The sequence below is a fragment of the Lentzea sp. NBRC 102530 genome (genome assembly GCF_030269365.1).
GTDB lineage: Bacteria > Actinomycetota > Actinomycetes > Mycobacteriales > Pseudonocardiaceae > Lentzea.
In genome coordinates this window covers 379,053-403,772 of sequence record NZ_BSTF01000005.1, presented here as the reverse complement: position 1 = coordinate 403,772, position 24,720 = coordinate 379,053, and the positions used below count along the sequence as shown (strand labels likewise).

The 24,720-nt window shown below is 69.6% G+C and carries 22 protein-coding genes; 13 read left to right on the top strand and 9 right to left on the bottom strand.

Going from position 1 to position 24,720, the window contains the following annotated elements:
- Positions 1-5 precede the first annotated feature (5 nt).
- From QSK25_RS16230 to QSK25_RS16215, 4 genes are all read left to right on the top strand, one after another.
- The gene (locus tag QSK25_RS16230; RefSeq protein WP_285639147.1) at positions 6-1,124 is read left to right on the top strand and encodes a Glu/Leu/Phe/Val family dehydrogenase; all 1,119 of its coding nucleotides are present in this window, start codon (positions 6-8) and stop codon (positions 1,122-1,124) included.
- Positions 1,125-1,275: 151 nt separating this feature from the next.
- Complete coding sequence (locus QSK25_RS16225) at positions 1,276-2,361, top strand: CaiB/BaiF CoA transferase family protein (RefSeq protein ID WP_285639144.1); 1,086 nt, start codon at positions 1,276-1,278, stop codon at positions 2,359-2,361.
- Positions 2,361-3,524 carry an acyl-CoA dehydrogenase family protein gene (locus QSK25_RS16220; RefSeq protein ID WP_285639401.1) on the top strand — a complete coding sequence of 388 codons (1,164 nt, stop codon included), beginning with the start codon at positions 2,361-2,363 and terminating at the stop codon, positions 3,522-3,524. Before QSK25_RS16225 ends, QSK25_RS16220 begins: the two co-directional genes overlap by 1 nt.
- A 102-nt stretch (positions 3,525-3,626) precedes the next feature.
- Entirely contained in the window at positions 3,627-4,169 is a 543-nt protein-coding gene (locus tag QSK25_RS16215; RefSeq protein WP_502881851.1) for a TetR/AcrR family transcriptional regulator, read from the top strand.
- On the opposite strand, the gene QSK25_RS16210 is transcribed toward QSK25_RS16215, so the two are convergent.
- Positions 4,166-4,861 carry a peptidylprolyl isomerase gene (locus tag QSK25_RS16210; protein WP_285639142.1) on the bottom strand — a complete coding sequence of 232 codons (696 nt, stop codon included), beginning with the start codon at positions 4,859-4,861 and terminating at the stop codon, positions 4,166-4,168. The two genes, QSK25_RS16215 and QSK25_RS16210, sit on opposite strands and share 4 nt — an antisense overlap.
- Positions 4,862-5,152: 291 nt before the next feature.
- On the opposite strand from QSK25_RS16210, the gene QSK25_RS16205 reads away from it, so the two are divergent.
- The 4 genes from QSK25_RS16205 (at position 5,153) to QSK25_RS16190 (ending at position 8,979) form a co-directional block, all read left to right on the top strand.
- Positions 5,153-5,347 carry an antitoxin gene (locus QSK25_RS16205; protein WP_285639140.1) on the top strand — a complete coding sequence of 65 codons (195 nt, stop codon included), beginning with the start codon at positions 5,153-5,155 and terminating at the stop codon, positions 5,345-5,347.
- Positions 5,348-5,480: 133 nt separating this feature from the next.
- A complete protein-coding gene (locus tag QSK25_RS16200) occupies positions 5,481-7,511 on the top strand; it encodes an NACHT domain-containing protein (protein WP_285639138.1) in 2,031 nt (676 codons plus the stop codon).
- Positions 7,512-7,562: 51 nt separating this feature from the next.
- Complete coding sequence (locus tag QSK25_RS16195; RefSeq protein WP_285639135.1) at positions 7,563-8,261, top strand: RlpA-like double-psi beta-barrel domain-containing protein; 699 nt, start codon at positions 7,563-7,565, stop codon at positions 8,259-8,261.
- Positions 8,262-8,394: 133 nt separating this feature from the next.
- Positions 8,395-8,979 (top strand): hypothetical protein, encoded by a 585-nt coding sequence (locus QSK25_RS16190; RefSeq protein WP_285639134.1) that lies wholly within the window; start codon positions 8,395-8,397, stop codon positions 8,977-8,979.
- 18 nt (positions 8,980-8,997) lie between these two features.
- Here the strand turns inward: QSK25_RS16190 and recQ are convergent, their stop codons facing one another.
- Both recQ and QSK25_RS16180 read right to left on the bottom strand, forming a co-directional pair.
- A complete protein-coding gene (gene recQ / locus QSK25_RS16185) occupies positions 8,998-10,989 on the bottom strand; it encodes a DNA helicase RecQ (protein ID WP_285639133.1) in 1,992 nt (663 codons plus the stop codon).
- A gap of 39 nt (positions 10,990-11,028) precedes the next feature.
- Positions 11,029-12,879 carry a Xaa-Pro dipeptidyl-peptidase gene (locus tag QSK25_RS16180; RefSeq protein ID WP_285639131.1) on the bottom strand — a complete coding sequence of 617 codons (1,851 nt, stop codon included), beginning with the start codon at positions 12,877-12,879 and terminating at the stop codon, positions 11,029-11,031.
- Positions 12,880-12,977: 98 nt separating this feature from the next.
- On the opposite strand from QSK25_RS16180, the gene QSK25_RS16175 reads away from it, so the two are divergent.
- From QSK25_RS16175 to QSK25_RS16160, 4 genes are all read left to right on the top strand, one after another.
- Positions 12,978-13,916: a maleylacetate reductase gene (locus QSK25_RS16175; RefSeq protein ID WP_285639129.1), complete on the top strand. Its 939-nt coding sequence runs from the start codon at positions 12,978-12,980 to the stop codon at positions 13,914-13,916.
- 91 nt (positions 13,917-14,007) lie between these two features.
- A complete protein-coding gene (locus QSK25_RS16170; protein WP_285639127.1) occupies positions 14,008-15,300 on the top strand; it encodes an alpha/beta hydrolase in 1,293 nt (430 codons plus the stop codon).
- A complete protein-coding gene (locus QSK25_RS16165) occupies positions 15,297-17,747 on the top strand; it encodes a bifunctional lysylphosphatidylglycerol flippase/synthetase MprF (RefSeq protein WP_285639126.1) in 2,451 nt (816 codons plus the stop codon). Before QSK25_RS16170 ends, QSK25_RS16165 begins: the two co-directional genes overlap by 4 nt.
- Positions 17,748-17,811: 64 nt before the next feature.
- Positions 17,812-19,977 carry an ATP-binding protein gene (locus QSK25_RS16160; RefSeq protein WP_285639125.1) on the top strand — a complete coding sequence of 722 codons (2,166 nt, stop codon included), beginning with the start codon at positions 17,812-17,814 and terminating at the stop codon, positions 19,975-19,977.
- A 1-nt stretch (position 19,978) separates the two neighbouring features.
- On the opposite strand, the gene QSK25_RS16155 is transcribed toward QSK25_RS16160, so the two are convergent.
- From QSK25_RS16155 to QSK25_RS16140, 4 genes are all read right to left on the bottom strand, one after another.
- Positions 19,979-20,458, bottom strand: coding sequence for a LysE family translocator (locus QSK25_RS16155; protein WP_285639124.1), 480 nt, complete (start codon positions 20,456-20,458; stop codon positions 19,979-19,981).
- Complete coding sequence (locus QSK25_RS16150; protein ID WP_285639123.1) at positions 20,404-20,586, bottom strand: hypothetical protein; 183 nt, start codon at positions 20,584-20,586, stop codon at positions 20,404-20,406. Before QSK25_RS16150 ends, QSK25_RS16155 begins: the two co-directional genes overlap by 55 nt.
- Before the next feature lie 19 nt (positions 20,587-20,605).
- A complete protein-coding gene (locus QSK25_RS16145; protein ID WP_285639121.1) occupies positions 20,606-21,214 on the bottom strand; it encodes a LysE family translocator in 609 nt (202 codons plus the stop codon).
- 78 nt (positions 21,215-21,292) lie between these two features.
- On the bottom strand, positions 21,293-21,766 hold the full coding sequence (locus QSK25_RS16140) for a DUF4232 domain-containing protein (protein WP_285639120.1): 474 nt from the start codon (positions 21,764-21,766) through the stop codon (positions 21,293-21,295).
- 6 nt (positions 21,767-21,772) lie between these two features.
- On the opposite strand from QSK25_RS16140, the gene QSK25_RS16135 reads away from it, so the two are divergent.
- On the top strand, positions 21,773-22,339 hold the full coding sequence (locus QSK25_RS16135) for a Rossmann-fold NAD(P)-binding domain-containing protein (RefSeq protein WP_285639119.1): 567 nt from the start codon (positions 21,773-21,775) through the stop codon (positions 22,337-22,339).
- A 58-nt stretch (positions 22,340-22,397) separates the two neighbouring features.
- On the opposite strand, the gene QSK25_RS16130 is transcribed toward QSK25_RS16135, so the two are convergent.
- The gene (locus QSK25_RS16130; protein WP_285639118.1) at positions 22,398-23,069 is read right to left on the bottom strand and encodes a response regulator; all 672 of its coding nucleotides are present in this window, start codon (positions 23,067-23,069) and stop codon (positions 22,398-22,400) included.
- Positions 23,066-24,637 (bottom strand): ATP-binding protein, encoded by a 1,572-nt coding sequence (locus tag QSK25_RS16125; protein WP_285639117.1) that lies wholly within the window; start codon positions 24,635-24,637, stop codon positions 23,066-23,068. Before QSK25_RS16125 ends, QSK25_RS16130 begins: the two co-directional genes overlap by 4 nt.
- Positions 24,638-24,720: the final 83 nt, after the last annotated feature.

The following is a 24,720-nucleotide window of genomic DNA, read 5'->3' as shown; positions in this document are numbered from 1 at the left end:
GTGTGATGGACGTTCTCCAGCTCATGGACGAGTGGGGGCCCGAGAAGGTCGTCTGTGTGTCCGACCGGCGCACCGGGATGAAGGGTGTGCTCGTCATCGACAACACCGCGCGCGGCATGGGCAAGGGCGGCACGCGGATGAGCCCGGCCGTGACGGTCGAGGAGATCGCCCGCCTCGCGCGCGTGATGACGTGGAAGTGGGCCGGGGTCGACCTGTTCTTCGGCGGCGCGAAGGCGGGGATCGTGTTCGACCCTTCCTCTCCTGACAAGGAAGCGGCGCTGCGGGCGTTCGCGCGCAAGCTGTCCAACGAGGTGCCGCGCGAGTACGTGCTGGGCCTCGACGTCGGCCTCACCGAGCGGGACGCCGCGATCGTCCAGGACGAACTGTCGGACCGCGGCGCTATGATGGGCGCACCGGCTCAACTCGGCGGTCTTCCGTACGACGAGCTGGGCGTCACCGGGTACGGCGTGGCCGAGGTGGCGGACGAGTTGGTGGAGCTGCGCGGCAAACGCGTTGCGGTGCAAGGCTTCGGCGCGGTGGGCGCCGCGGCGGCGAAGCGGTTCGCCGAACTGGGCGCTGTGGTCGTCGCCGTGTCGTCGGTGCGCGGCGCGCTGGTGGATCCCCACGGTTTGGACGTCGCACGGCTGCTGAAGCTGCGAGGCGAGTTCGGTGATCTCGCGGTCGAGGAGTACGGCCCGGTCCAACAGCTCGGCGCCGAACTGCGGGTGCCCTGCGACGTGCTGGTGCCCGCGGCGCTGCAGGACGTGATCGACGCGGACCTGGCGAGCGAGCTCGACACCACCCTGGTGATCGAGGGCGCGAACCTGCCGACTTCCGTTGCGGCGCAGGAGGTTCTCGCGCGGCGCGGGATCACGGTCGTACCGGACTTCATCGCGAACGCCGGCGGCGTCGTGGCGGCGGCGTACGGCATGGACGCGCGGTATTCACCGTTCCCGGTGAACCCCGTCACGGTGCTGGAGGCCGTGTCGGAGAAGTTGAGGGCGAACGCGGTGAACGTCCTCGCCGAGGCCAGAAGTCGTGGCACCACAACACATGTGGCGGCTCGCGCGCTCGCACAGGAGCGCGTGCTCGCCGCGATGAAGCTGCGCGGGCGGGTCGCATGAGCGGCGGCGCGTGCGAACCGGCACGCGACAGTGCGCCGGCGATGGCGCGTGCAACGGCGAAGCAACGAGGAGCGGGGTACGAGGTCCGCGACATCGGGCAGGAACGTGCGCATGTGTTGTGCGCGAGGACGAAGCAACGAAGGCGGACGGCATGAGTTCCCTCGAGGGTGTGGTGATCGCGGACTTCAGCCGGGTGCTCGCGGCGCCGTACGCGACGATGATGCTGGGTGACCTGGGCGCTGAGGTGGTCAAGGTCGAGCAGCCCGGCAGGGGCGACGAGACCCGCACATGGGGTCCGCCGCACTACGAGGACGAGGCGACGTACTTCCTGTCCGTCAACAGGAACAAGACGTCGGTGCAGATCGACCTGTCCACCGAGAGGGGCAGGGAGCAGGCGCGTGAGCTGATCGCACGGGCGGACGTCGTGGTCGAGAACTTCAAGCCCGGCACCATGAAGAAGTTCGGGCTGGACTTCGAGTCGCTCGGGCGCGACGACCTCGTCTACTGCTCCATCTCGGGGTTCGGCTCCGGCAAGGGCGCGGACCTTCCGGGCTACGACCTGCTCGCGCAGGCCGTGGGCGGGTTGATGAGCGTGACGGGGCCCGGTCCGTACGAGCCGGTGAAGACCGGTGTGGCGCTGGTCGACGTGCTGACCGGTCTGCACGCGTGCGTCGGCATCCTGGCGGCGCTGCGGCATCGCGAGGCGACGGGGCAGGGCCAGCTCGTCGAGCTCGACCTGCTGACGGTGCTGCTGTCGAGCATGGTGAACCAGAGCGCGGGGTTCACGCTGGCCGGGTCGGTGCCGAAGCCGATGGGCAACCGGCACCCGTCGATCGCGCCGTACGAGGTGTTCCCGACGGTCGACCAGCCGATCGTGCTGGCGGTGGGCAACGACCGGCAGTTCCGCCGGCTGTGCTCGGTGCTCGACGTGCCGGAGCTCGCGACCGACGAGCGGTTCGTCACGAACTCCGATCGGGTCGAGCACGTGGACGAGTTGTTCGAGGTGCTGTCGGCGCGGTTGCGGACGCGACCCGCCCAGCACTGGTTCGAGACGCTGACGCCCCTCGGGGTGCCGTGCGGTCCTGTCAACGATGTCGCGCACGCGTTCGCGCTGGCGGAGTCGCTGGACCTCGAGCCGACCGCGACGATCGGCGACATGACGCTCGTCGCGAACCCCATCCGCCTGTCGCGCACGCCGGTCACGTACCGGCTGCGCCCGCCGAAGCTGGAGCCGTGATCGTGCAGGACCCGTTGCAGTTGCTGGACATCCCGTCGTTGCTGGGCGACGAGGAGCGCGACATCCAGGCCACCGTCGCGGCGTACCTGGCGGCGCACGTGCGGCCGCACGTCGCGGAGTGGTTCGAGGCGGGCATGTTGCCGCGCGAACTGGCGCGGGAGCTGGGCAAGCTCGGTGTGCTTGGCATGCACCTCGAGGGCTACGGGTGTGCCGGGACGTCGGCGCTCGCGTACGGACTCGCCTGCCTGGAGCTGGAGGCCGTGGACAGCGGCATCCGCAGCTTCGTGTCCGTGCAGGGGTCGCTGTCGATGTTCTCGATCTGGCAGTACGGCTCGGAGGAGCAGAAGCAGGAGTGGCTGCCGCGGCTGGCCACCGGTGAGGCGATCGGCTGCTTCGGGCTGACCGAGCCCGACTTCGGGTCGAACCCGTCCGGCATGCGCACGAAGGCGGTGCGCGACGGTGCGGACTGGGTGCTCAACGGCACCAAGACGTGGATCACCAACGGCGGCCTGGCGGACGTGGCGACGGTGTGGGCGCGGACGGAGGAGGGAATTCGCGGATTCCTCGTTCCGCGCGGCACGCCTGGATTCTCGACGCGTGACATCAAGCAGAAGCTGTCGATGCGAGCATCCGTCACCTCCGAGTTGGCGCTGGAGGACGTGCGGCTGCCGGAAAGCGCGCGGCTGCCGCTCGCGACTTCCTTGCGCGCACCGCTCACATGTCTGAACGAGGCGCGGTTCGGGATCGTGTTCGGCGCGGTCGGCGCCGCGCGGGATTCGTTGCAGGCTGCCCTCGACTACTCCGGCACGCGCGTCCAGTTCGACAAGCCGATCGCCTCGTTCCAGCTGACGCAGCGCAAGCTCGCGAGCATGACGGTGCAGGTCAGCAACTCGATGCTGCTGGCGTTGCACCTGGCGCGGCTCAAGGAGGCGGGCACGCTCAAGCCCGAGCAGATCAGCGTCGGCAAGTACAACAACGTCGAGTCGGCCATCGCGATCGCCAGGGAAAGCCGGACCATCCTCGGCGCGAACGGCATCTCTTTGGAGTACTCGCCGCTACGTCATGCCAACAACCTGGAATCCGTCCTGACGTACGAAGGGACTTCCGACATCCATTTGCTATCCATCGGCCACGCGTTGACCGGAATCCCCTCGTTCCGCTGATCTTTCGTCTTATCCTGCACCTCGCACTGGGCTCGGGGGTGGGAGGAAGTTCTGCCGGAGGAGACAAACAGCCGCAGTGACGCGCGCCGCAACCGCAAGCGATTGCTGGATGCCGCGACGCACGTCCTGCGGGCTGAACCAGCAACGGCGACGATGCAGTCGATCGCGCGCAAGGCGGCGCTTTCCCAGGCGACGGCGTATCGGCACTTCCCGTCCGTGGAAGCGCTCGTGGTGGCCTATCACGAAGACGTCATGGCGTCGTTGGTCGACCACGGCGAACGGTCTCGCAAGACCGGCAAGGAACTGTTCGAGCACCAGGTCACGCGGTGGGTGAAGCTGCAGAACGCACACGGCCCGGTGATGGTGCGGTATTCGTCGCAGCGCGGGTTCCTCCACCGCCTGCACGGTGGCGAGTCGATGGCGGCGTTGTCGTGCAACGCGTGGGACCAGGCTTTGCGGGGCGTGCTGATCGACCTGGCGCTGCCCGACACGTTGCTGAACGTCGCGCGCTTCCTGCACAACGCGCTGTTCGACCCGCGGGAGATCCTCGACCTGACGAAAACCGCCGGACTACCTGACGAACAGGTGGTCCGGCGGCTCTCCGACGCGTTCTACGGGGCTTTACAAGGCTGGGCCGCGCACTAGAGGCCCAGCGGGAGCACCCACTTCAGCTCGGACTTCACGTTCGGGCGGCCGTCGAGGGGGTTCTCGCCCGCGATGCCGCCGGCCGCGATCTTGTCCAGGGTCTTCAGCCCCTCGGGCAGGATCTGGCCGAACACCGTGTAGTTGGGACGCAGGACCGAGTCCGACTGCACGAGAAAGAACTGCGAGCCGTTGGTGTCCGGGCCCGCGTTGGCCATCGCGAGCGTGCCGCGCGGGTAGATCCGGCGCTCCCCGGTCGGGTCGTTCGGCGCGGGCTGCAGGTCGGTCGGCAGTTCGTCCTTGTACTTGTAGCCGGGGCCACCTTCGCCGGTGTTCGACGGGTCGCCGCACTGCAGCACCTTGAGCGTCGGGTACGCCGTGAGCCGGTGGCACTCGGTCTGGTTGTAGAAGCCGCGGTGCGCGAGGTGGATGAAGCTGTGCGTGGTGCACGCGGCCTTGGCGCGGTCGAGGACCAGCGGGACGTCACCCTGGTTGGTCCTCACCTTGACGAGGACCTTGCCCTTGGTGAACCACGGGTCGTGCGGGATGGACACCGGCCGCGCGGCGGGCTCGCCGGGGGTCGCGGTGTAGCCGCAGTCGGGCCGGGCCGTCTGCACGTCGGCGGACGCGGTGCCCGTCGTGATGAAACCAACGGCCAGCGCCGCCACTGCCAGTCCAGCTGCGATTCGCCTCATGCGCGTTTCCTAGTGGAGTTCGCTGCGGGCGGGCAAGGTTTAACGGATCACTGAGGTGCTCCGACGTCGAGTGCACGTGCTCGTCGTGGTCGAACGCCGTGCAGCGCGCTGCACCGTCCGATGTGGAAGGTGACCTGGTGGGAGCTTTGGTCAACGGCGCCAAGGAGAAGTGCCCGCCGTCGCGATCGGACCAGTACGCGGATAAGCCCGGCCGCAGCACTTCACTCGATCCAGTGACGTGTACCGGATCCGAGACCGGGTACCCGAACTGCATAGGGAGGTAATGCAGTCATGGGATTCGACGAGTTGAAGGACAAGGCCAAGGACCTGATCGGCCAGCACGGCGACAAGGTCGACCAGGGCGTCGAGCGCGCCGGGCAGTTCGCCGACGAGAAGACCGGCGGCAAGCACAGCGAGCACATCGACCAGGGCGAGGACAAGCTCAAGGAAGGCCTCCGCAACTTCGGCGGCCAGCAAGAGCAGTAATGGGACCCACTCAGAGTGGTCCTTCTGAGGCGGCTCAGGCGCTTGGTTCGCGTGTGAGTTAAGCCTGATCGGATTCACTTCCGCGATCCCGGCGACACGGTTACCGTCGTTCGCCGGGATCGCGGAGGTGAAGGTGGATCCGAGCGGGGTGACGAGAGCGGCGCGGTTGGCCGCGTTGGCCGCCTTGTGCCTGGTCACCATCGTTCTGCTGCTTCCGGCCGCCATCAGCGTGAGCACCGGCGGGCCGGTTCCGGGGTTCATCGGCGAGTTCGGCCGGTGGTTGTGGCCCGCGGTCGCCGCGATGGTGCTCGTCGCCGTCGGTCTCGCGATCTGGGAGCGGGTGCGCGGCCACGAGACGAGCAGCCGCACCGCCGCGCTCGCTCGCGTCGAGACACGAGTGAAGGCGCTGATCGCCGCGTCGCTGGCAGCCCAGACGCAGATCAAGCTGGGCGTGTCGCAGCAACCGAAGCTCGCGGTTCGGGTGGACGGCGAGGCGGTCTCGTCGCCCGACCTGGAGGCCGTCTACGAGCGCCTCGGCCACAGCATGGTCCTGATCGGACCGGTCGGCAGCGGACGCTCGACGTTGTTGCGTGAACTCTGCCTGGTGCTGGTCGAGCGGGCCCGCAACGATCCGGACGCGCCGATTCCCGTCGTCGTGGACTTGGCGACGTGGCGCGCGTACGGCACGCGCAAGCCCACGGAGTTCACCGCGTGGCTGCTGCGGGAGATGAACCGCCGCTACGGCATCAGCCGCTCCGCCGGCACGATCTGGCTGCGCCGCGAACGCATCGTCGTGCTCATCGACGGCCTCGACGAGGTGCCGCGGGTCGACCGCGCGCACTGCGAGGCCGAACTGGCGCCGTTCGCCTCCGTCGTCACCTCGACCGGCCCGATCGAGAACCTGCCGTCGGTGCACGTCGAACCGTTGTCGCGCGGGCAGGTCCTGGAGTACATCGCCTCGGTCAGCCCCCGGCTCGACAGCCTGGAGGCGGCGCTCACCCCGGAGATCTGGGAGAAGCTCGACTCGCCGCTCGCGTTGAACCTGCTGGCGTTGACGCACCTCGACAAGCAGGTCGACACGATCGGCACCGACTTCGTGGGCTCCTTCGTCGTGGAGAGGCTGTCCGGCCAACGCGGCGCGGGCCCGACCATTCGCGCGTTGAAGTTCCTCGCCCGGCTGGGACGACCGGATCTCGGTGCGCCCGTGCACATGCCACACCGCCGTGCGTGGCTTCCGCTGCTGCCGACGCGCCCGTTGTGGTTGTTGTTCGTGCGCGCAGTGCCTGCCGCCTTCGCCGGTGGTGTGTGTGCCGTGGCGTTCATGACGGGTCTGCGTCTCGGCTTGTGGTCGGCGTTGGTGTTCGTGGTCGCCGCTTCGTCGTTGCTCGTGATGGTGAACAAACTGCCGCACGTCTTTCATCCGCCTGGACGCGCGCACGGCATTGTGACCGCCGCGCTGGGATTCATCGCCGGCGTGATCGCCGGATTGATGGTCGGTCTCGTCGGGTTGTGGCTCGGCGGAATCGGCACACCGTGGCCGTACCTCGTGGCGTATGTGTTCGTGGTGGTGGCGTCATTCTTCTTGGCGTTGGGTTTCATACCGGGCGACGCTCCTGTGCCGTGGGCATTGCTGATCGCCGCCGCACCGGGCGTCTCGATGATCTGGACCGGTCCGTACGTGGTGCTGGCCGGGATGGGAGTCGGCTTTTCCGCCGGCGTGGCAGGCGGAATTTTCGCCGCGGCTGTGGGACGTGTGTGGCGCACGGTGCGTCCGGGACAACAGCAACGCATGCGGCTGGGGAGACCGTGGTGGGTGCAGCCGGCGGTCCCGGTCTTCGGCGCGGTCGGTCTGCTGGGTGGGATCGGCACGCTCGGATCGTGGGGAACCGCACTGGGGGTGGCACTCGGTCTGCTTGTCACCCCAACGGCCGCACGCGACTACGTGTGGCCGTTCGACGCGCTCTCCGAAGTCGCGGCCGAAGGCGTCACGCGTCCCCTGTCGCTGGGCGAGTTGTCGTTCCGCCGCAAGGCTTTGCTCCACCTCGCACAGGACAGGCTGCTGCTCACCCGAGTGGACGGTGAGTACCGCTTCGCCCACGTGGCACTGCGTGACCACCTGGCCTCCTGCGACCCGACGGCGCTGGTGAGGGCAACTCGCCGTTGAACCACCCCCTTCTGCGGGCCGTACGGCCTGACAGAGAGGTCGGGTGTTGCAATGCGCTGGTCGAAGGGCTGGGTCGCGGGCGCGGGGGTCTTCTCCGTCGTCGCGGCCATCGGGGGTGCGGCCTTCGCTCTCGCCGGTTCCGGCGCTCCGGCGTCGCAGTCGGGGGTGGCGGGCAAAGAGGTGTGCTCCGGCAAGCAGGTGAGAACGACAAACGCCAAGGGGCCGGCCGGTGTGTTGTCGGACCAGTTCCCCCTCGGCACTCAACTACGGCTCACCAATCCCGCCAACGGCCGCGTGATCACCGTTTCGGTCATCGGCCCTTCCGCGCATTGCGCGATCATCAACACCGCGGCGCTGGATTCCCTGTGGTCCGACGAAACGGGCGAGGGCGGCGTGGACAGCGTTCTCCGCCGAATCCGCGTGGAGATCGTCGGAAACGCACCCGCCCCCACTCCTACCACCCGGGCCTCCGTTTCGCGGGTGCGTCCCTCCGGTGTCGTGGGTCGGGTCGTCTGCGACGGCGCGACCGTCGGCCTGTCCTCGGTGGGCGGCGAACCCGGTGCGTTCTCGTCGCAACTCCCGGTCGGGTCCGCGGTCCGGGTCACGAACCTCGACAACGGCCGGCAGACGACCGTGCGCATCCTCGGCGTCGGCCCGTCGTGCGTGGTGCTGAACAGCGCGGCCTTCGACCTCGTCGGGGAGTCCGGGAAGACGCTGATCACACGCGCACAGATCGAGAAGGTGACCTGACTTATGCTTCCTCCCGACCTGGGGGGTTGATGTGTTCCGACGTGCGCTGATCCTTGCCGTTCTCCTGGCAGGCTGTTCCACACCGCCGACCGCGCCACCGCCGTCCTCGACGGCACCGTCACCGAGCACGTCGGTGCCGGAGAAGTGGAATCAGCTGTCGGACCGCGCCGTGGCCGCGCTCGTGCCCAAGGACGCGTTCGCCCCGGACGCTCCCTGGAGCAAGGACATCCCGGCTGCCCCGGGCGAGATCGTCGCCCAGACATCGGGCGTGGCCGGCCTGTGCGGCGACGTCGAGGTCAAATCCGGCATGAGGGTGACGCGCCACAGGTTCTGGAGCGGCCCGCACAAGGTCGTGTGGGAAGACGTGCACGCCCTGTCCGAGGACAAAGCCGCCGACCTGCTCGACAGGGTCAGGGAGAAGGCACGCGCCTGCACGAGCTACGTCCGCAAGGAAGGCAAGCCGGAGCGGGTCGTGACCCCGGACGTGGCCATGGACCCACCGCCGGCCGGCTTCGACGACCTCTACGCCTTCTGCGAGACGGCACCGGACGTGCAGGAGGGCCAGCACAACTGCCAGGCCTACCTGGCCCGCGGCAATCTGCTGGTCAACTTCGGCACCAGCGTCTTCTCCGACGACCCCGTCCTCACGCGGGGAACGGCGCAGCAGCAACTGAAGGAGATGCTCCCGATCGTGGCCCAGGCAGCGGCGGCGGCCTGAGCCACGATCGGGAGCGGATCACCAGTCGATCGACTCGTCCGGCTCTTCCGGTTCTGGCCACTCGTCGGCCGCCTCGCCCGAGCCCCACGCCGCGCCGCCCTGGATGGCGGTGCGGGACCTGGGTTTGGCGGGCTCGGCGGCGGATGGGGTGGACTGGGTGGTGGCGGGTGCGGCTGGGCCCGCGGCCACCACCTCGAGGATCTGTTCGCCGTACTTGGTCAGCTTGGCCTGGCCCACGCCGCTCACGCCGCCCAGGGCGGAGAGGCTGGTGGGGCGGCTCGCCGCGATGGACTTCAGGGTGGCGTCGTGGAAGATCACGTAGGCCGGGACGCTCTGTTCGCGGGCCTGCTGGGCACGCCATTCGCGCAGGGCCTCGAAGAGCGGCGTCGCCTCGGCCGGGAGGTCGACCTTCTGCTTGGTGCCGCTCGACGACGGGGACTGGGCAGTGGTCCTGGTGCGGGCCGGGGCAGGGTCCTTGCGCAGCTTCACCTCGCGTTTGCGGCCCAGGACCTCGGAACTCGCCTGGGTCAGCACGAGGGTCGAGTACTCGCCCTCCACGGCCAGCAGGCCCTGGGCGAGCAGCTGGCGGACGACGCCGCGCCACTCGCTCTCGTTGAGGTCCTCGCCGATGCCGAAGGTGCTCAACTGGTCGTGGTCGAACTGGATCACCTTGGCGGTCTTGCGGCCCAGCAGGATGTCGATGGCCTGGCCGGCGCCGAACTTCTGGTTGCGCTCCTTGCGCAGGCGGTAGACCGTCGAGAGGAGCTTCTGGGCGGCCACCGTGCCGTCCCAGGACTCGGGCGGCGTCAGGCACGTGTCGCAGTTGCCGCAGGGAACGCCGGACTCGCCGAAGTAGTCGAGGAGCATGCTGCGGCGGCAGGTGATCGTCTCGCAGAGCGCGAGCATCGCGTCGAGGTGCGCCTGGGAACGGCGGCGGAACGCCAGGTCGCCTTCCGAGGACTCGATCATCTTGCGCTGCTGCACGACGTCGGAGAGGCCGTAGGCGAGCCAGGCGGTGGACGGCTGGCCGTCGCGGCCCGCGCGGCCCGTCTCCTGGTAGTAGCCCTCGACCGACTTGGGCAGATCGAGGTGGGCGACGAAGCGGACGTCCGGCTTGTCGATGCCCATGCCGAACGCGATGGTGGCGACCATGACGAGGCCGTCCTCGCGCAGGAACCTCGCCTGGTTGCGCTGGCGCACCGAGGCGTCCAGGCCCGCGTGGTACGGCAGGGCCGGGATGTCGTTGGCCACCAGGAACTCGGCGGTCTTCTCGACCGAGGCGCGGGAGAGGCAGTAGACGATGCCCGCGTCGCCCTTGTGCTCGCCGTGCAGCAGGTCGAGGAGCTGCTTCTTGGGCTCCTTCTTGCCGACGATGCGGTACTGGATGTTCGGGCGGTCGAAGCTGGAGACGAACTGGCGGCCCTCGGTCAGCTCCAGCCTGGTGAGGATCTCGGTGCGCGTCGCCTCCGTCGCGGTGGCGGTGAGCGCGACGCGCGGGACCTTCGGCCAGCGCTCGTGCAGGTGCGTCAGCGAGAGGTAGTCGGGCCGGAAGTCGTGGCCCCACTGGGAGACGCAGTGCGCCTCGTCGATCGCGAAGAGCGCGATCTCGCCCTGGTCGAGCAGGCGCAGGGTGGCCTCGGACGTCAGCCGTTCCGGGGCCAGGTAGAGCAGGTCCAGCTCGCCGTTGACGAACTCGGCCTCGACGAGCCGCCGTTCGTCCCAGGACAGCGAGGAGTTCAGGAAGCCCGCGCGCACGCCCAGGGCGCGCAACGCGTCCACCTGGTCCTGCATCAACGCGATCAGGGGCGAGATCACCACACCCGTGCCGGGACGGACCAGTGCGGGCACCTGGTAGCACAGGGACTTGCCGCCGCCGGTCGGCATGAGCACGAGCGCGTCGCCGCCCGAGATCACGTGCTCGACGATGGCGGCCTGGTCGCCGCGGAACTCGGGGTACCCGAAGACGCGCTGCAGGACCTGCAGCGCGTCTCCGTGCTCGGTTGAACCCATGGCGCCGATGCTAGCGAGCAGCACCGACAGTCCGGTTCGCTAGCCCAGCGCGCTCTTCGTACCAGCGGAAACGCTGGCGACGACGAGCGGAGCGACCGAGGCGGACGGCACGGTGCCCTTCAGCGGGACCCGCACCGAGGTGTCCGCCAGGTCGACGGTGAGCCGCGGCAGCTGGCTCGGCCGCACGATGGCGGTCGTGTCGGTGCCGCCGATCACCAGGCCCAGCCGGTGGCCCGCCGGAACGACCCAGTCCGTTGTGGACAGTCGGAACGTCATGCGGTACTTGGTGCCCGGCGTGATCGTGCGCGGGGTCGTGAGCGACTGGTAGTTCGCGAGGTCCGCCCAGCCGCGCGCGATGATCTGCGCGTCGACGTTGCCCGTCGTGGCCTCCGTGTTGCGGTAACACGCGTCATCGCCCGTGCGGCTCTCGCCCCAGCACGACTCCGTGGTCAACGTGCGGATGCCTTCGCCCGTGCGCACGCGCGCCGGTCCGTAGTCGACGAGGTACGCCGTGAGGTGCGCGGTCGACGTCGACGACGACACACCCACCGTGATCGACGACGTGCCGGCGATGCGCAGGTCCGAAGCCAGCGCGGCGGTCGACCAGATCGCCCTGCCGGTGTTCGAACCGGAGATCCAGTTCGTCGGCGTGCCACTGCCGTTGTCGGTGAACGCCGACGTGCCCGTGCCCGCCGCCGTGCCGAGTCCGGAAGAAGAAGGACGCAGCACGGTGCTGACGGTGCCGGCGGGTGGCCACGTCTGATCGGTCGCCCACACGTCCGGCGCGCGCTCCGCGGACACCTGAGGCTCGTTCTCGATGCCGTTCTGCACGTCCAGCAGCCAGCGGTCGAACCAGCGGTGCAGCGTCGGCACCCACTCGCTGCGCCGGAAGTCGAACGGGTCGACGTGCGCGGTCTGCGAGAACCACAGCTTCTTCGGCACCGTGGCGGGCACCGCGTCCCAGAACTGGCCGTACTGCAACGTCTTCACGTTGAGGTCGTTCAGCCCGTGGATCGCGAAGATCGACGCCTTCACCTTCGACGCGTTGCGCACGAAGTCCCGTGTCTGCCACATCGCCGTGTAGTCGCCATTGGCCGGGGAACCGTTCGTCATCTGCGAACGCACGGCAGCACACCGCGAGCGCGCGTTGGAGTTCTCGAACTGCGACCCGAGCCCGGTCGGAGAGCTGTAGCCGGGGTAGGCGACACCGTCCGAGCGGAACCAGTCGTACCAGGAGCTGATGGCCGCGATCGGCACGATCGTCTTCAGGCCGTCGACACCGGTGGCCGCGACGCCGTTCGCGATCGAGCCGTCCCACGACTTGCCGATCATGCCGACGGCGCCGGTCGACCAGGACGCCGACTTGGTCGTCGAACCGGTCAGGGTCGAGTAGCCGGTGCGCCGGCCGTTCAGCCAGTCGATCACGGCGGTGCCGGAGGCGATCTCGGACTGGCCGCCGACGTCGACGCAGCCGCGCGACCGGTTCGTGCCGAGGAAGTCGACCAGCACGACGGCGTACCCGCGGGGCACGAAGTAGTTGTCGTAGAAGAGCGGGAACTTCACCGGCACACCGGCGGAGTCGTAGGTCTTGACCTCGCTCTCGTTGCCGCGGCCCGCGCTCTGGTAGTAGGGACTGGCGTCCATGATCACGGGCACGCGCCCGGTCGTGGACGGCCTGATGATGTCGGCCGCGACCCGGTCGCGGGTGCCGTCGCCGTCGAGGTCGAGCCCGGAGTCGACGTAGACGGTCTCGCGGACCGCGTCGGCCATCGAGTGGATCGGCGCGGTGACGCCGCCGGACAGCTGGAACGCTGGTGTCGCCGCTGTGGCAGGGATTGGCGTCAGGGTCAGGGCCCCTGCTAACGCCACTACAACACGAACACGCTTCATGAAGATTCACGCTAAGGAGTGACGAAGTCACCCGTCAGAGCCGAAAGGCTTGACCCTCTGGTGTTGCGCCGGGCTCGCGCCTCACGTATTCGTCCTGGGTGAGCTTCACCTTCGAACCCGGCCGCACCCGCGTGGTCTTCGGCCGCGGCACCGCCTCCACCGTCCGCGCCGAGGCCGAACGGCTCGGGGCGACGCGCGTGCTGCTGATCGCCCGCCACGGCGGTGACAAGGTGGCCGCCGAACTCGGCGCGCTGCTGGTCACGCGGTTCACAGGCGCTGCGATGCACACGCCGATCGAGGTCACAGAGCGCGCGCTCGCGTTGTTACGCGAGCACGACGCGAACGGCATCGTGTCCGTCGGCGGTGGATCGAGCACGGGCCTGGCGAAGGCCCTGGCGATCCGCACCGGCGTGCCGCAGATCATCATCCCGACGACCTACGCGGGGTCCGAGGTCACCCAGGTCCTCGGCGAGACGGCGGCCGGGCTGAAGAAGACGCGGCGCGACCCGGCGATCCAGCCGGACACCGTGATCTACGACGTCGACTTCACGCTGGACCTGCCCCTCGACGTCACGGTGACGAGCGCGCTCAACTCTCTCGCGCACGCCGTCGCGGCCCGCGGCAACGAGAACCCGTTGATCGACGCCATCGCCACCAGAGCGATCGAGGGCGTTTTGCACGCTTTGAGCGGAAATCCGTCCACTGTGGATGCGCGCACCGAGCTCTTGTCCTCGGCCTGGCTCGGTGGCACTTGTCTCGCGTCCGTCCCCATGAGACTGCACCACAAGCTCGCGCACGTTTTGGGCGGTACATTCGGTTTGCCGCACGCCGCCACACACACGGCGCTGCTCCCCCACACGGCACCTGAGGATCTGGCGGGTCGCATCCACGACACGGCCAGCCGGTTCGGTGCCGTGACATCGTTGCGGGAACTGGGAATGGCGGAGTCCGATTTGTCCCGAGCCGCGGAGATCGCCGACCACCCGGACGCACTGAGGACGCTCACGAACGCCTGGCGCGACGCACCACGCGTCTGATGGGTTGTCATTCTTAAGGCTGATGTTCACGGCTCTGAACAGAGACGATCCTCCGATGCGGTTCCTGAAGACTTCCTGAAGCATTGAGCGCATGCTCAGCCCGTTGGACCTGTCCCTGATACACGGACCGGTCCCGAAGGCCGCCACGGTCGCGGCCGTGCTCGCCCTCACCTACCTGGCGATTCAGAAGAACCGGACCTGGTGGGCCCGCGTGGTGCCGATCGTCGTGCTCACGTGCGCGCTCTTCGTGACCGGTCTGACGCTGGTGGTCGACCACCTGTGGAAACCGTGGCCCGAGCCGCTGCCGATCGTTCTCATGGTCTGGCTCGGCGCCGCGCTCGTCGCCCTCGCCTTGGCCGTGGCACGCCTACGGCCGTCACGGTGGTACGGGCGTGTGCTGAGCGTCGTCGCCGCGATCGTCGTCCTGGCGAGCGCGGTCACGGCCACGAACGCGTACTACGGGCAGTACCCCACCGGACGGGCCGTGCTCCAGGTCTTCCACAACCCGAGCGTCGACCTGCCGGACACCGCGCCGCCCTCGGACGTGCTCGAGGTGCCGGAGGGCAAGACGCTCGCCGACGTCTGGACGGCCACGGGCCTGCCGGACAAGGGCACGATGTCCGAGGTCCCCATCCCCGGCGCCTTCAAGGCGCGTCCGGCCTGGATCTACCTACCGCCCGCGTACGCGGCCACGCCGCGGCCCCGGCTGCCGGTGATCGTGCTGCTCTCGGGCCAGCCGGGCACGCCCCGCGACTGGTACGACGCGGGCGGCATCGTCGAGAACATGGACGCGTTCGCGCGCGCCCACAACGGACTCGCGCCGATCGTCGTGATGGCCGACCAGATCGGCGCGACCACGGCGAACCCGCTGTGCCTCGACTCGAAGCTGGGCCAGACCGAGACCTACCTGGCCAGGGACGTGCCCAACTGGATCAAGGAACGCCTCACGGTCGACGAACGCCGGGAAGCCTGGACCATCGCGGGCTTCTCGCACGGCGGCACGTGCTCCGTGCAACTCGCAGTGCGCGCGCCTGACGTGTACGGCAACTTCATCAACCTCTCCGGTCAGCGCGAGCCGACGCTCGGCACGCGCGAGGAGACGGTCAAGGTCGCTTTCGGGGGCGACGCGGCGGCGTTCGCCCGCGTCAACCCCCTCGACATCCTCGCCCGCGAGAAGTTCCCGCGCACCGCGGGCGTGATCGTGGCGGGCAAGGACGACGCTCTGTACCGCCCGGCCGACGCCGAGGTGTTCGAGGCCTGTCGCAAGGCCGGAATGGACGTGCAGTGGAAGGAACTCCCGGGAGGACACGACTGGAACGTGTGGCGGCCGGGCCTGTACAGCTCGCTGCCGTGGCTCGCACAGCGAACAGGGCTGGTCAGATGATCGCCAAGCTGTTCCGCGCCGCGCCGCTGACCTGCGCGTTCCTCATCGTCTTCTGGACGGTCGGGACGCTCACCGGCGCGGTCGGCGGCGCGAGCGACGACCTGCTCGCGCGCACCGCGTTCGGCACCGGGAGCCCGTGGTGGACCGTCCTCACCTCCGCGCTGTGGTCGATGGACCTGCTGGGGTACGCCGGGACCACGGTGCTACTGCTGGTCGGCGGAGTGCTGGCGGAACGCGAGTTCGGCGCGCTGCGGACGGCCGCGATCTTCCTCGCCTCGCACGTGCTCGGTTCGTTCCTCGGGCTCGGCCTCGTACTGCTCGGGCGCGACCTGCACTGGGGCTGGCTCGAGTCGCTCGTGGGCGAGGTCGCGGCCGGTCCGTCGATCGGCGGGGTCGGGCTCGTGCTGGTGCTGACGTTCCGGATGCCGCCGCTGTGGAGGCGGCGCGTACGCCTGCTGATGATCTTGTCGGTGCTGGTCCTTACCCTGTACTCGGGTTGGCTCGAAGACGTGCTCCGACTGTCCGGTGGCGTGGCCGGACTGCTGATCGGGGCGCTGCTGCTGAGGACCGGGCCGGTGAGCAGGGCGCGTTCCTTGCAGGAGACGCGAGTGCTGGTGGCGTTGCTGATCGCGGCGTCCGCGCTCGGGCCGGTGGTGTCGATGATGTCGCCGTACCCGAACGGACCGCTGTGGTGGTTCGCCGACGTGGTGGCGGTGACCCAGCCGCTGCAGGACGACGTCGACGCGACCTGCCTGGCCGACATGGTCGAGCAGTGCCGGACAATGACCGTCCAGCTGTCGTACGGCCGGTTCCCTGCGATGGTGATGTCGTTGCTGCCGGCGTTGCTGTTGCTGGTGCTGGCAGAAGGTCTGCGACGTGGACGGCGGTTCGCGTGGCGGACGGCGCTGGTGTTCAACCTGGCGTTCGCGGCGTTCATCGGTTCGTACGTCGTGTACGTCGCGCAGTTCCCCGATGCGAGCTTGCTGGAGTTGTCGGTCTCGTTCGGTGTGCCGATGCTGGCTCCGCTGGCGATCATCGTGGTGCTGCTGGTGACCCGCGGGCACTTCGACGTGCGGCTGCCCCGTCGTGCCGTCGTGAAGTTCTGGCGGTTCACGGCGATCAGCGTCGCGGCGCTGTCGGCGTTGTACGTCTTCGGCGGGTACCTGGTGCGCGAGGAGTTCACGCCGGAGCCGAGCTTCGGCGCGCTGCTCGCGGACCTGCCGACGCGGTTCCTGCCGCCGGGGTACCTCGACCTGGTGCCGTTGCGGTTCGCCGCGGACGGGTTCTTCGGCACGCTGCTGTTCGAGTACACGGGCGTGGTGTTCTGGCTGATCGTGCTCGCGGGCATGCTGATGGCGTCGTGGCGGGCGTGGCCGTCCTCGTGCGAGGAGTCGGCAGAGCGCGCACGTGACCTCATGCGGCGGCACGGTGGTTCGTCGTTGTCGTACATGACGACGTGGCGCGGCAACCAGTACTGGTTCACGCCCGACGGTGAGAACGCCATCGCGTACCGGGTGGTGGCGACCATCGCGCTGACGGTCGGCGATCCGATCGGCCCGGCGCGGGTGGACGCCGTGCGCGGGTTCGCGGAGTTCTGCGCGCACAACGGCTGGACGCCGTGTCTTTACAGCGTGGGCGCGGAAACGCGGACCGCGGTGGAGGGGCTCGGCTGGTCCGCGGTGCAGGTCGCCGAGGACACCGTGATCGAGCTGGACGAGCTGAGCTTCACCGGCAAGAAGTGGCAGGACGTCCGCACGGCGCTGAACAAGGCCGGCAAGGCCGGCATCACCGCCGAGTGGTGCACGTACGCCGACGCTCCGTACGCGATCACCGACCAGATCCGGTCGATCTCGGCGGAGTGGGTGGCGGACAAGGGGCTGCCCGAGATGGGCTTCACCTTGGGAGGCCTGGAAGAGCTGGCCGGTGACGGCGTGCGCTGCCTGCTGGCGATCGACGCCGACCGGACGGTGCACGGCATCACGAGCTGGCTGCCGGTGTACTCCGATGGCGAGGTCGTCGGGTGGACGCTCGACTTCATGCGGCGCCGCTCGGACGGGTTCCGCGGCTCGATGGAGTTCCTGATCGCCTCGGCGGCGATGGAACTCCAGGCGGAGGGCGCGCGGTTCCTCAGCCTGTCCGGGGCTCCCCTGGCCCGGCTGGACCGGGGCGAACGGCCTCGGGCGTTGCAGCGCGTCCTGGACTTCACCGGGCAGGTGCTGGAGCCGGTGTACGGGTTCCGCTCGCTGTTCGCGTTCAAGGCGAAGTTCCAGCCGACCTACCAGCCGATGTTCATGGCGTACCCGGACTCGGCGGCGTTGCCGCGCATCGCGAACGCGGTGAGCCGCGCGTACCTGCCGCACCTCAACGCGCGGCAGGGGCTGCGGCTCGCAAGCAAGATGATCATCCGCACGCGCGACCGCGTGACCACGCATGGTCGAACTCGCTAGACCGAAAGGGTGGTGAGGCGATCCTCTCCGTCACACTTCGGTGCTGCTAGGCGAAGATGCGCCGATGACCGTGCGGGGCAATCTGCCTGCTCAGACCACGACGTTCGTCGGCCGCGGGGCCGTGCTCGCCGACACCGAGGCGCTCCTGCGCCGGTCGCGGCTGGTCACGCTCGCGGGGGCGGGTGGAGCGGGCAAGACCCGGATCGCGGTGGAGACGGGCCGTGCGCTGGTGCGGGCGGCGGCGTTCCAGCACGGGGTCTGGCGGGTGCGGCTCGGCGACCTGCACGACCCGGCGGCGCTGACCCGCACGGTGGCGACCGAGTTGCGGATCGTCGACAACTCGCCGGAGCCCGGACTCACCCGGCTCGTGGAATCGTTGTACGACAAGCACTTGCTGCTGATCCTCGACCACTGCGAGCACCTGCTGGAGGCGGTCCGCCACCTGGTGCACCACCTGTTGCGCGACTGCGAGGGCCTGACGATCCTCGCGACCTCGCGGGAGCCTCTCGGCGTCTACGGCGAGCAGTTGCTGCACGTGCCGCCGTTGAGCATTGACGACGCGGCACGCCTGTTCAGCGAACGGGCCGAGGCCGTGCCGGAGGACGTGAACGCGTTGTGCCGGGCGGTGGACGGCCTCCCGCTCGCGATCGAGCTCCTCGCGATGTTGCAGGCCGGGGTGGTGACGGCGGAGGCGGCACACCTCCCCGAACCCGCCACGCTGGAACAGGTGCTGGAGTGGACGGCGCAGGAGTGCACCGACGAGGAACGACGGCTGTGGGCGCGGCTGTCGGTGTTCCCGGCCGACTTCGACCTCGCCGCGGCCGAGGCGGTGGCGGACGCGGACGTCCTGAAGCCGTTGTCCGCCTTGGTGACCAGGTCGATCGTGGGAACGGCGACCAGCCCGGTCACCGGGGAGACCCGCTACCGGCTGCTGGACACCGTCGCGCAGTTCGGCGCTCGTCTGCTGACGGACGCCGACGAACCGTTGCGGCGTCACGCCGTGCACTACAGCGAGTTCGTGGACGCGGCTGCTCGCTCGTGGTTCTCGGCCGACGACGCGAGGTGGACGGGCAGGCTGTGGGAGGAGTGGCCGAACATCCGCACGGCCGTGGCGCACGCGCTCCGCGTCCCTGATCTGGCCGCGATGGGCGCTGCCGTGACGATGAACGTGCAGCGGGCCCGGTTCACGTCGTTCGCGGGCATGCTCGGCCAGGCCTGGGACCTGCTCGCGGCCGCCCGCGCGGTGATCACCGACGCGCCGCTGCGCACGTCGTTGCTGGCGCACTGCGCGTACATGGCGCAGGCGCGCGGCGACGGCGCGTTGGCGTTCCCGTTGATGAACGAGGCACGCGCGTTGCCCCGGCAGCCCATCACCGACCTCCACCTCGTCCTCGCCGAGGCCACGCATCTCTTCTTCGTGGACGGCTCACCGGACTGCGTGCCGTTGTACGCGCACGTCGTGGAACTCTGCCGGCAGCACTCGGCCCCCGGCGACGTCTACATCACCGAGCTGATGCACGCGATGGCGGCGTGCTTCCTGCTCGACGCCGAAGACGCGGACAAGGCCACCACGGCCCTGGCCCGGCAGGCCGAGGACAACGGCGTCACGTGGTCGCACGCCTGGGGACTGTGGCACCGCGGCCTCTACGAACTGCTGCACGGCGACCCGGCCAGGGTGCACCCGCTGGTGATCGAGGCGTTGCGGGTGCAGCTGACGCTCGGCGACACCTGGAGCGCGCCCTTCAGCCTGTGGCTGCTGGCCTGCACGTGCGCGGAACTCGGGGCGTTCGACCGCGCGGCACGGCTGCTCGGCGCGCTCCGGTCGCAGGAACGGATCTCACGGCTCTCGTTCGCCGGCATGAGCCCGTTCCGCCGGCAGCTGGACCGCGCGGACCGCACCGTCCGGCGGTCGCTGGGCGACGACTACCAGGTGATCACGACGCTCGGCGCCGACCTGCGCCCCGACCAGGCGATGGCGTTCGCGCTCGAACCGGTGCCCGACTCCGAACGGCGACCGGCGAAGCCCCTGCTGCCGGGTGGGTTGACGAGGCAGGAGTTCACGATCGCCGGGCTGGTCGCGGAGGGCCTCACGTCGAAGCAGATCGGGGCGCGGCTGTTCATCTCGCCGCGGACCGCCGACCGGCACGTGGTCAACATCCGGGTGAAGCTGGGCCTGTCGAGCAGGGTGGCGCTCGCGGCCTGGCACCGCTCCGCCGCCGGGGGACGCTGACTCAGCGGGCGTCGAGGGCCAGCGTCAGACCGAGGCCCACGAACACCGACGCCGTCAGGCGGTCCAGCAGAAGGCGTTGGCACAGCAGGAAAGCACGCGCGCGGTCGGCCACCAGGACCAGCAGGGGCAGCCAGACGAGGCCCAGTCCCAGGTGGATCGCCACCAGTGCCGCGCCCCAGGCCGGTTCGCCGGCCGGCATGAACTGCGGCAGCAACGACAGGTAGAACACACCCACCTTGGGGTTGAGCAGGTTCGTCAGCAGGCCCACGCGCAACGACGCCGCCGCGCCCGGCACCGGGCGGGTGTCCTCCGGCGAGGTGGCCTTGCGGGAGTCCCACAACGCCTTGGCGCCCAGGTACATCAGGTAGGCGGCGCCGAGCCAGCGTACGACGTCGTAGGCCAGTTCGGACGCCTGCAACAGCGCGGTCAGCCCGGCCAGGCCCGCCACACCCCAGAGCAGGCAGCCCAGCGTGATGCCCACGACCACGCCCAGGGCCGCGCGTTGCTGCTGAGCAGGGCGGTGCGCAGCACCATCACCGTGTCCAGGCCGGGCGTGAGGACGGTGAGCAACGCGACCAGCGTGAAGCTCAGGAGTGTGGCGGCCGGCATGGGGAGAGGAGATCACACGTCAGCGTGCGTCGGCCGCGGTCTTCAAGCCGAACGCGATCAGCGCTGTGGCGGACAGCCGGTCCAGCAGGATGCGTTGGCGCAGCAGGAAAGCGCGGGTGCGGGCGGCGGCGCTGATCAGGACAGGGAACCACAGCAGGCCGATGCCCAGGTGGATGGCCACCAGCACGCCGCCCCACGCCGGTTGCCCGACGGGCAGGAACTGGGGCAGCAGGGAGATGTAGAAGACACCCGGCTTGGGGTTGAGCAGGTTGGTCAGCAACCCGACCCGCACGGCCGCGCGCACCGACGGGACCGGGGCGGGTTCGTCCACCTCAACGGGGCGCCGGGAGTTCCACAAAGCCTTGCCGCCCAGGTAGATCAGGTACGCCGCACCGAGCCAGCGCACGATGTCGTACGCCAGTGCGGACGCCTGCAGCAACGCGGTCAGACCCACCAGGCCCGCCGTCGCCCACACCAGGCAGCCCAGCGTGCTGCCGACCACCACGCCCATCGCGGCGCGGCGGCCGACCAGCAACGCCGTGCGCAGCACCAGCAGCGTCTCCAGACCGGGCGTGATGACCGTCAGCAACGCGACCAGCGTGAAGCTCAGGAGTGCGGTGGTCGACATGCCGCCATCAGAACACGGAACGGCGGCGCCGCCGCAAGAATTAACACGCCGGACACGGTGCGCCCGGCGCCGCAACGGTCAGCGGTACCAGGCCCGCACGCCCAGGCGGCCGGTGCTGCCGAGGTCGATGAGGACCGCGCTCTGCGGGGACGTCGCCACCAGCGGCTGCCAGGCGCCGCCCGGTGCGGTCGCGATGTCGACGTGCCTGCCCACCAGCGGCGGATCTGCCGACGCGTGTGTGTTCCGCCACACGAACGCGCTCTTCGCGCTCTCCCCAGGTGCGACCGTGATCGGCTGCGGCGGGGTGTCGAAGCCGTCGATCGCGGCGATGCCGCCGGAGCCTTCGAGGATCGCGACGTCCAGCCGCGCCCGCCCGGCGTCCAGCACCTGCACCTGCGGATAACCGTTGATCTGCACCGGTTCTGTGCCGCAGTTGGTCACCTCGACGACCATCAGGCGCAGGCCCGTCGCAGCGCCGGTGCCACTGGTGGTGAACCGCACGCCGGAGTCGCACGGTTGGGTCGCGGACGAAGTCGGTGCGCCTGCTGCCATTGCGACGTGCTGATCGGCGCCGACGGCATCCGCTCGACCGTCCGCACGCTGATCGACCCGCACGCCCCGAGCCCCGAGTACGTCGGCCTGCTCGGTTTCGGTTCGTACGCAACGGGAAGCGGCGTCCGGGCCGACGCCGAGACGATGTACTTCGTCTTCGGCGGCTCGTTCCTCGGCTACTGGGCCGAACCCGACGGCACCATCGCGTGGTTCACCAACCTCGCCGTCCCCGAACCCCTGGCGACGGCCGAGATCGCGAACACCGTGATCGGCGCCGGGCCGATGGAGATCATGCCCAGCGTCCCCCGCTGGCACCGCGACCGCATGGTCCTCGTCGGCGACGCCGCGCACGCCCCGAGCGCGAGCTCCGGCCAGGGCGCGTCACTCGCCGCGAATCCGCCGTGCAGCTGGCGCGGTGCCTGCGCGACATCCCGGACGTCCCCGAGGCTTTCGCGGCCTACGAACGCCTGCGCCGCCCTCGGGTCGAGGCGATCGCGGCCCGCGCGGCCCGCACCAACAGCACCAAGCGCGGCATCGGCCCCGTCACGCGCCTGCTCATGCCACTCGTCATGAAAACCTTCGGCAAGCGCGCCTTCACCAGGGACCAGAACTACCGCGTCGACTGGGACGCTCAGGTCAGCCGATAACCGTGCGCGGGGCGGTTCGCCATGCCGTAACGCGGCTGCACCTCCGCCTTGCCGATCGTCACCAGGTGCTCCAGGTACCGTCGCGCGCTCACGCGGGACAGCCCCGCCCGGTCCCCGACCTCCTGGGCCGACAGGTCGTTCTCGCTGTCCCGCAACGCGTCCGTCACGAGCCGCAGCGTCACGGCGGACAACCCCTTGGGCATCGCCGGGGTGCGCGGCCGGTGGTGCATCAGCGAGTCGACCTCGTCCTGGTCCAGCACCTGCCCGAGCCGCTGCACCTCGATCCGCTGCGCCAGGTACTCGCGCATCCGGTCCAGGAACGCCGTGCGCGTGAACGGCTTCACCAGGTAGTTGTCTACGCCCCGGGACATGGCCTGGCGCACGGTCTCCCGTTCGCGCGCGGCCGTCACCGCGATCACGTCGACCGGCGGCCCGCCCCGTGCCCGCAGCCGCGACAGCACCTCGAGGCCGGACATGTCCGGCAGGTGGATGTCGAGCAGCACCAGGTCCGGGCGCAACGACTCGACGGCGCGCAACGCCTCGCCACCGCGGTGCGCCTCGCCGACCACCTCGAACTCGGGCATCGCCTCCAGGAACCCGCGGTGGATCGCCGCCACGGCGAAGTCGTCGTCGACCACGAGCGTCCGCACGCTCATCGGTTCCCCGTTTCCGGCAGCCACACGTCGAACGACGCGCCGCCGAGTTCCGAGTCGGTGATCGCCACCCGGCCGCTGCGCCGGGTCACCACCCTCGACACCAATGCAAGACCTATACCCCTGCCGTGCGCGCCCTGGACGTCCTTCGACGAAACACCCAGGTCGAAGATGCGGCCGCGTTGCGATTCGGCCACGCCCGGCCCGTCGTCGTCCACGACCACCCGCACTCCGCTCACCGACGAGCGCACCAGCACCCGCACGGTTCCGCCGGTCTCCACGGCGTCGACCGCGTTGTCGACCAGGTTTCCCAGCACGGTCAACGCGTCGTCACCCGCACGAATGTCGACGTAGCTGCCGGGATCGAGCCGGAGCTCCACACCGCGTTCGTGCGCGGTGGAGGATTTTGCCAGCAACAGGGCCGCGAGCGCGGGATCCGCGTTCGCGCCGTCGATGATGTCGGCGGTGAGGGACCCCGCGCCGCCGACCCGTTCGATGTAGGCGACGGCGTCCGCGCCGCGGTCCAGGTCCAGCAGACCACCGATGACGTGCAGGTGGTTCGAGAACTCGTGGGCCTGCGCGCGCAGCACCTCCGTCACGGTCCGCTGGCCGTCCAGCTCGCGCAACGCGTCGTGCAGTTCGGTGCGGTCGCGCAACGTCAGCACGACGCCGACCGCGCGGTCGTGCGTCTTGGCCGTCATCCGGTTCGCGACCAGCACCCGTTCCCCGGCGAGGACGAGCCGGTCCGCGACGTCGTCGTCACCTCGGGCCAGGGCGAGCAACCCGTCGTCCAGGACCTCCGCCGCGAGCCGTCCGCGAGGGTTCTCCGCGAGCTCCAGCAACCGCATCGCCTCGTCGTTGACCAGCGCCAGCCGTTCCTTCTCGTCCACCGCGACCACGCCCTCGCGGATGCCGTGCAGCATCGCGTCCCTGGTCTCCAGCAGCTGCGCGATCTCGGCGGGTTCGAGCCGGAACGTCCTGCGCCGCACGAGTTGCGTGATCAACGCGGCGCCGAGCACGCCGATCAGCGCGGCCGCGGCGAGCCAGCCGATCAGCTCCGGCAGGTCCTCCGCGAAGTCGTCGGAGAGCTGGCTCTCCAGGATGCCGACCGACGCCATCCCGATGATCTTCCCGTCGGCGTCGCGCACCGGCACCTTGGCGCGCAACGACGTGCCGAGCGTGCCGGTCTCGGTGCCGACGAACACCTCGCCGGACAACGCCGACGTCGGATCGGTCGACACCCGCTCGCCGATGCGCTTCGGGTCGGGGTGCGCGTAGCGGACGCCGTTGTGGTCGGTGACCACCACGTACGTCACGTTGGACGCCTTGCGGATCAGCTCGGCGAGCGGCTGGATCGTCGCGGGCGGGTCAACCGAATCGAACGCCTCGACCACCGTCGGTAGCCGCGCCACGCTCTCCGCGACCGACAGCATCCTGTCCTTGTAGGAGTCGCGGATCCGGTCGCTCTGCAGCTTGGCGGCGAGCAGCCCGGCCGCGCAGACGGTCATCAGCACGATGACCACCTGCAACGCGAGCAGCAACGCTCCAAACGACACAGATCGGCGGAACATGAATGGAATCATGACGCATCCGGTGTGAAACAGGTCACGAACTAAACGACCAATACGGAACTTACGACCTAACCCTTACGAGG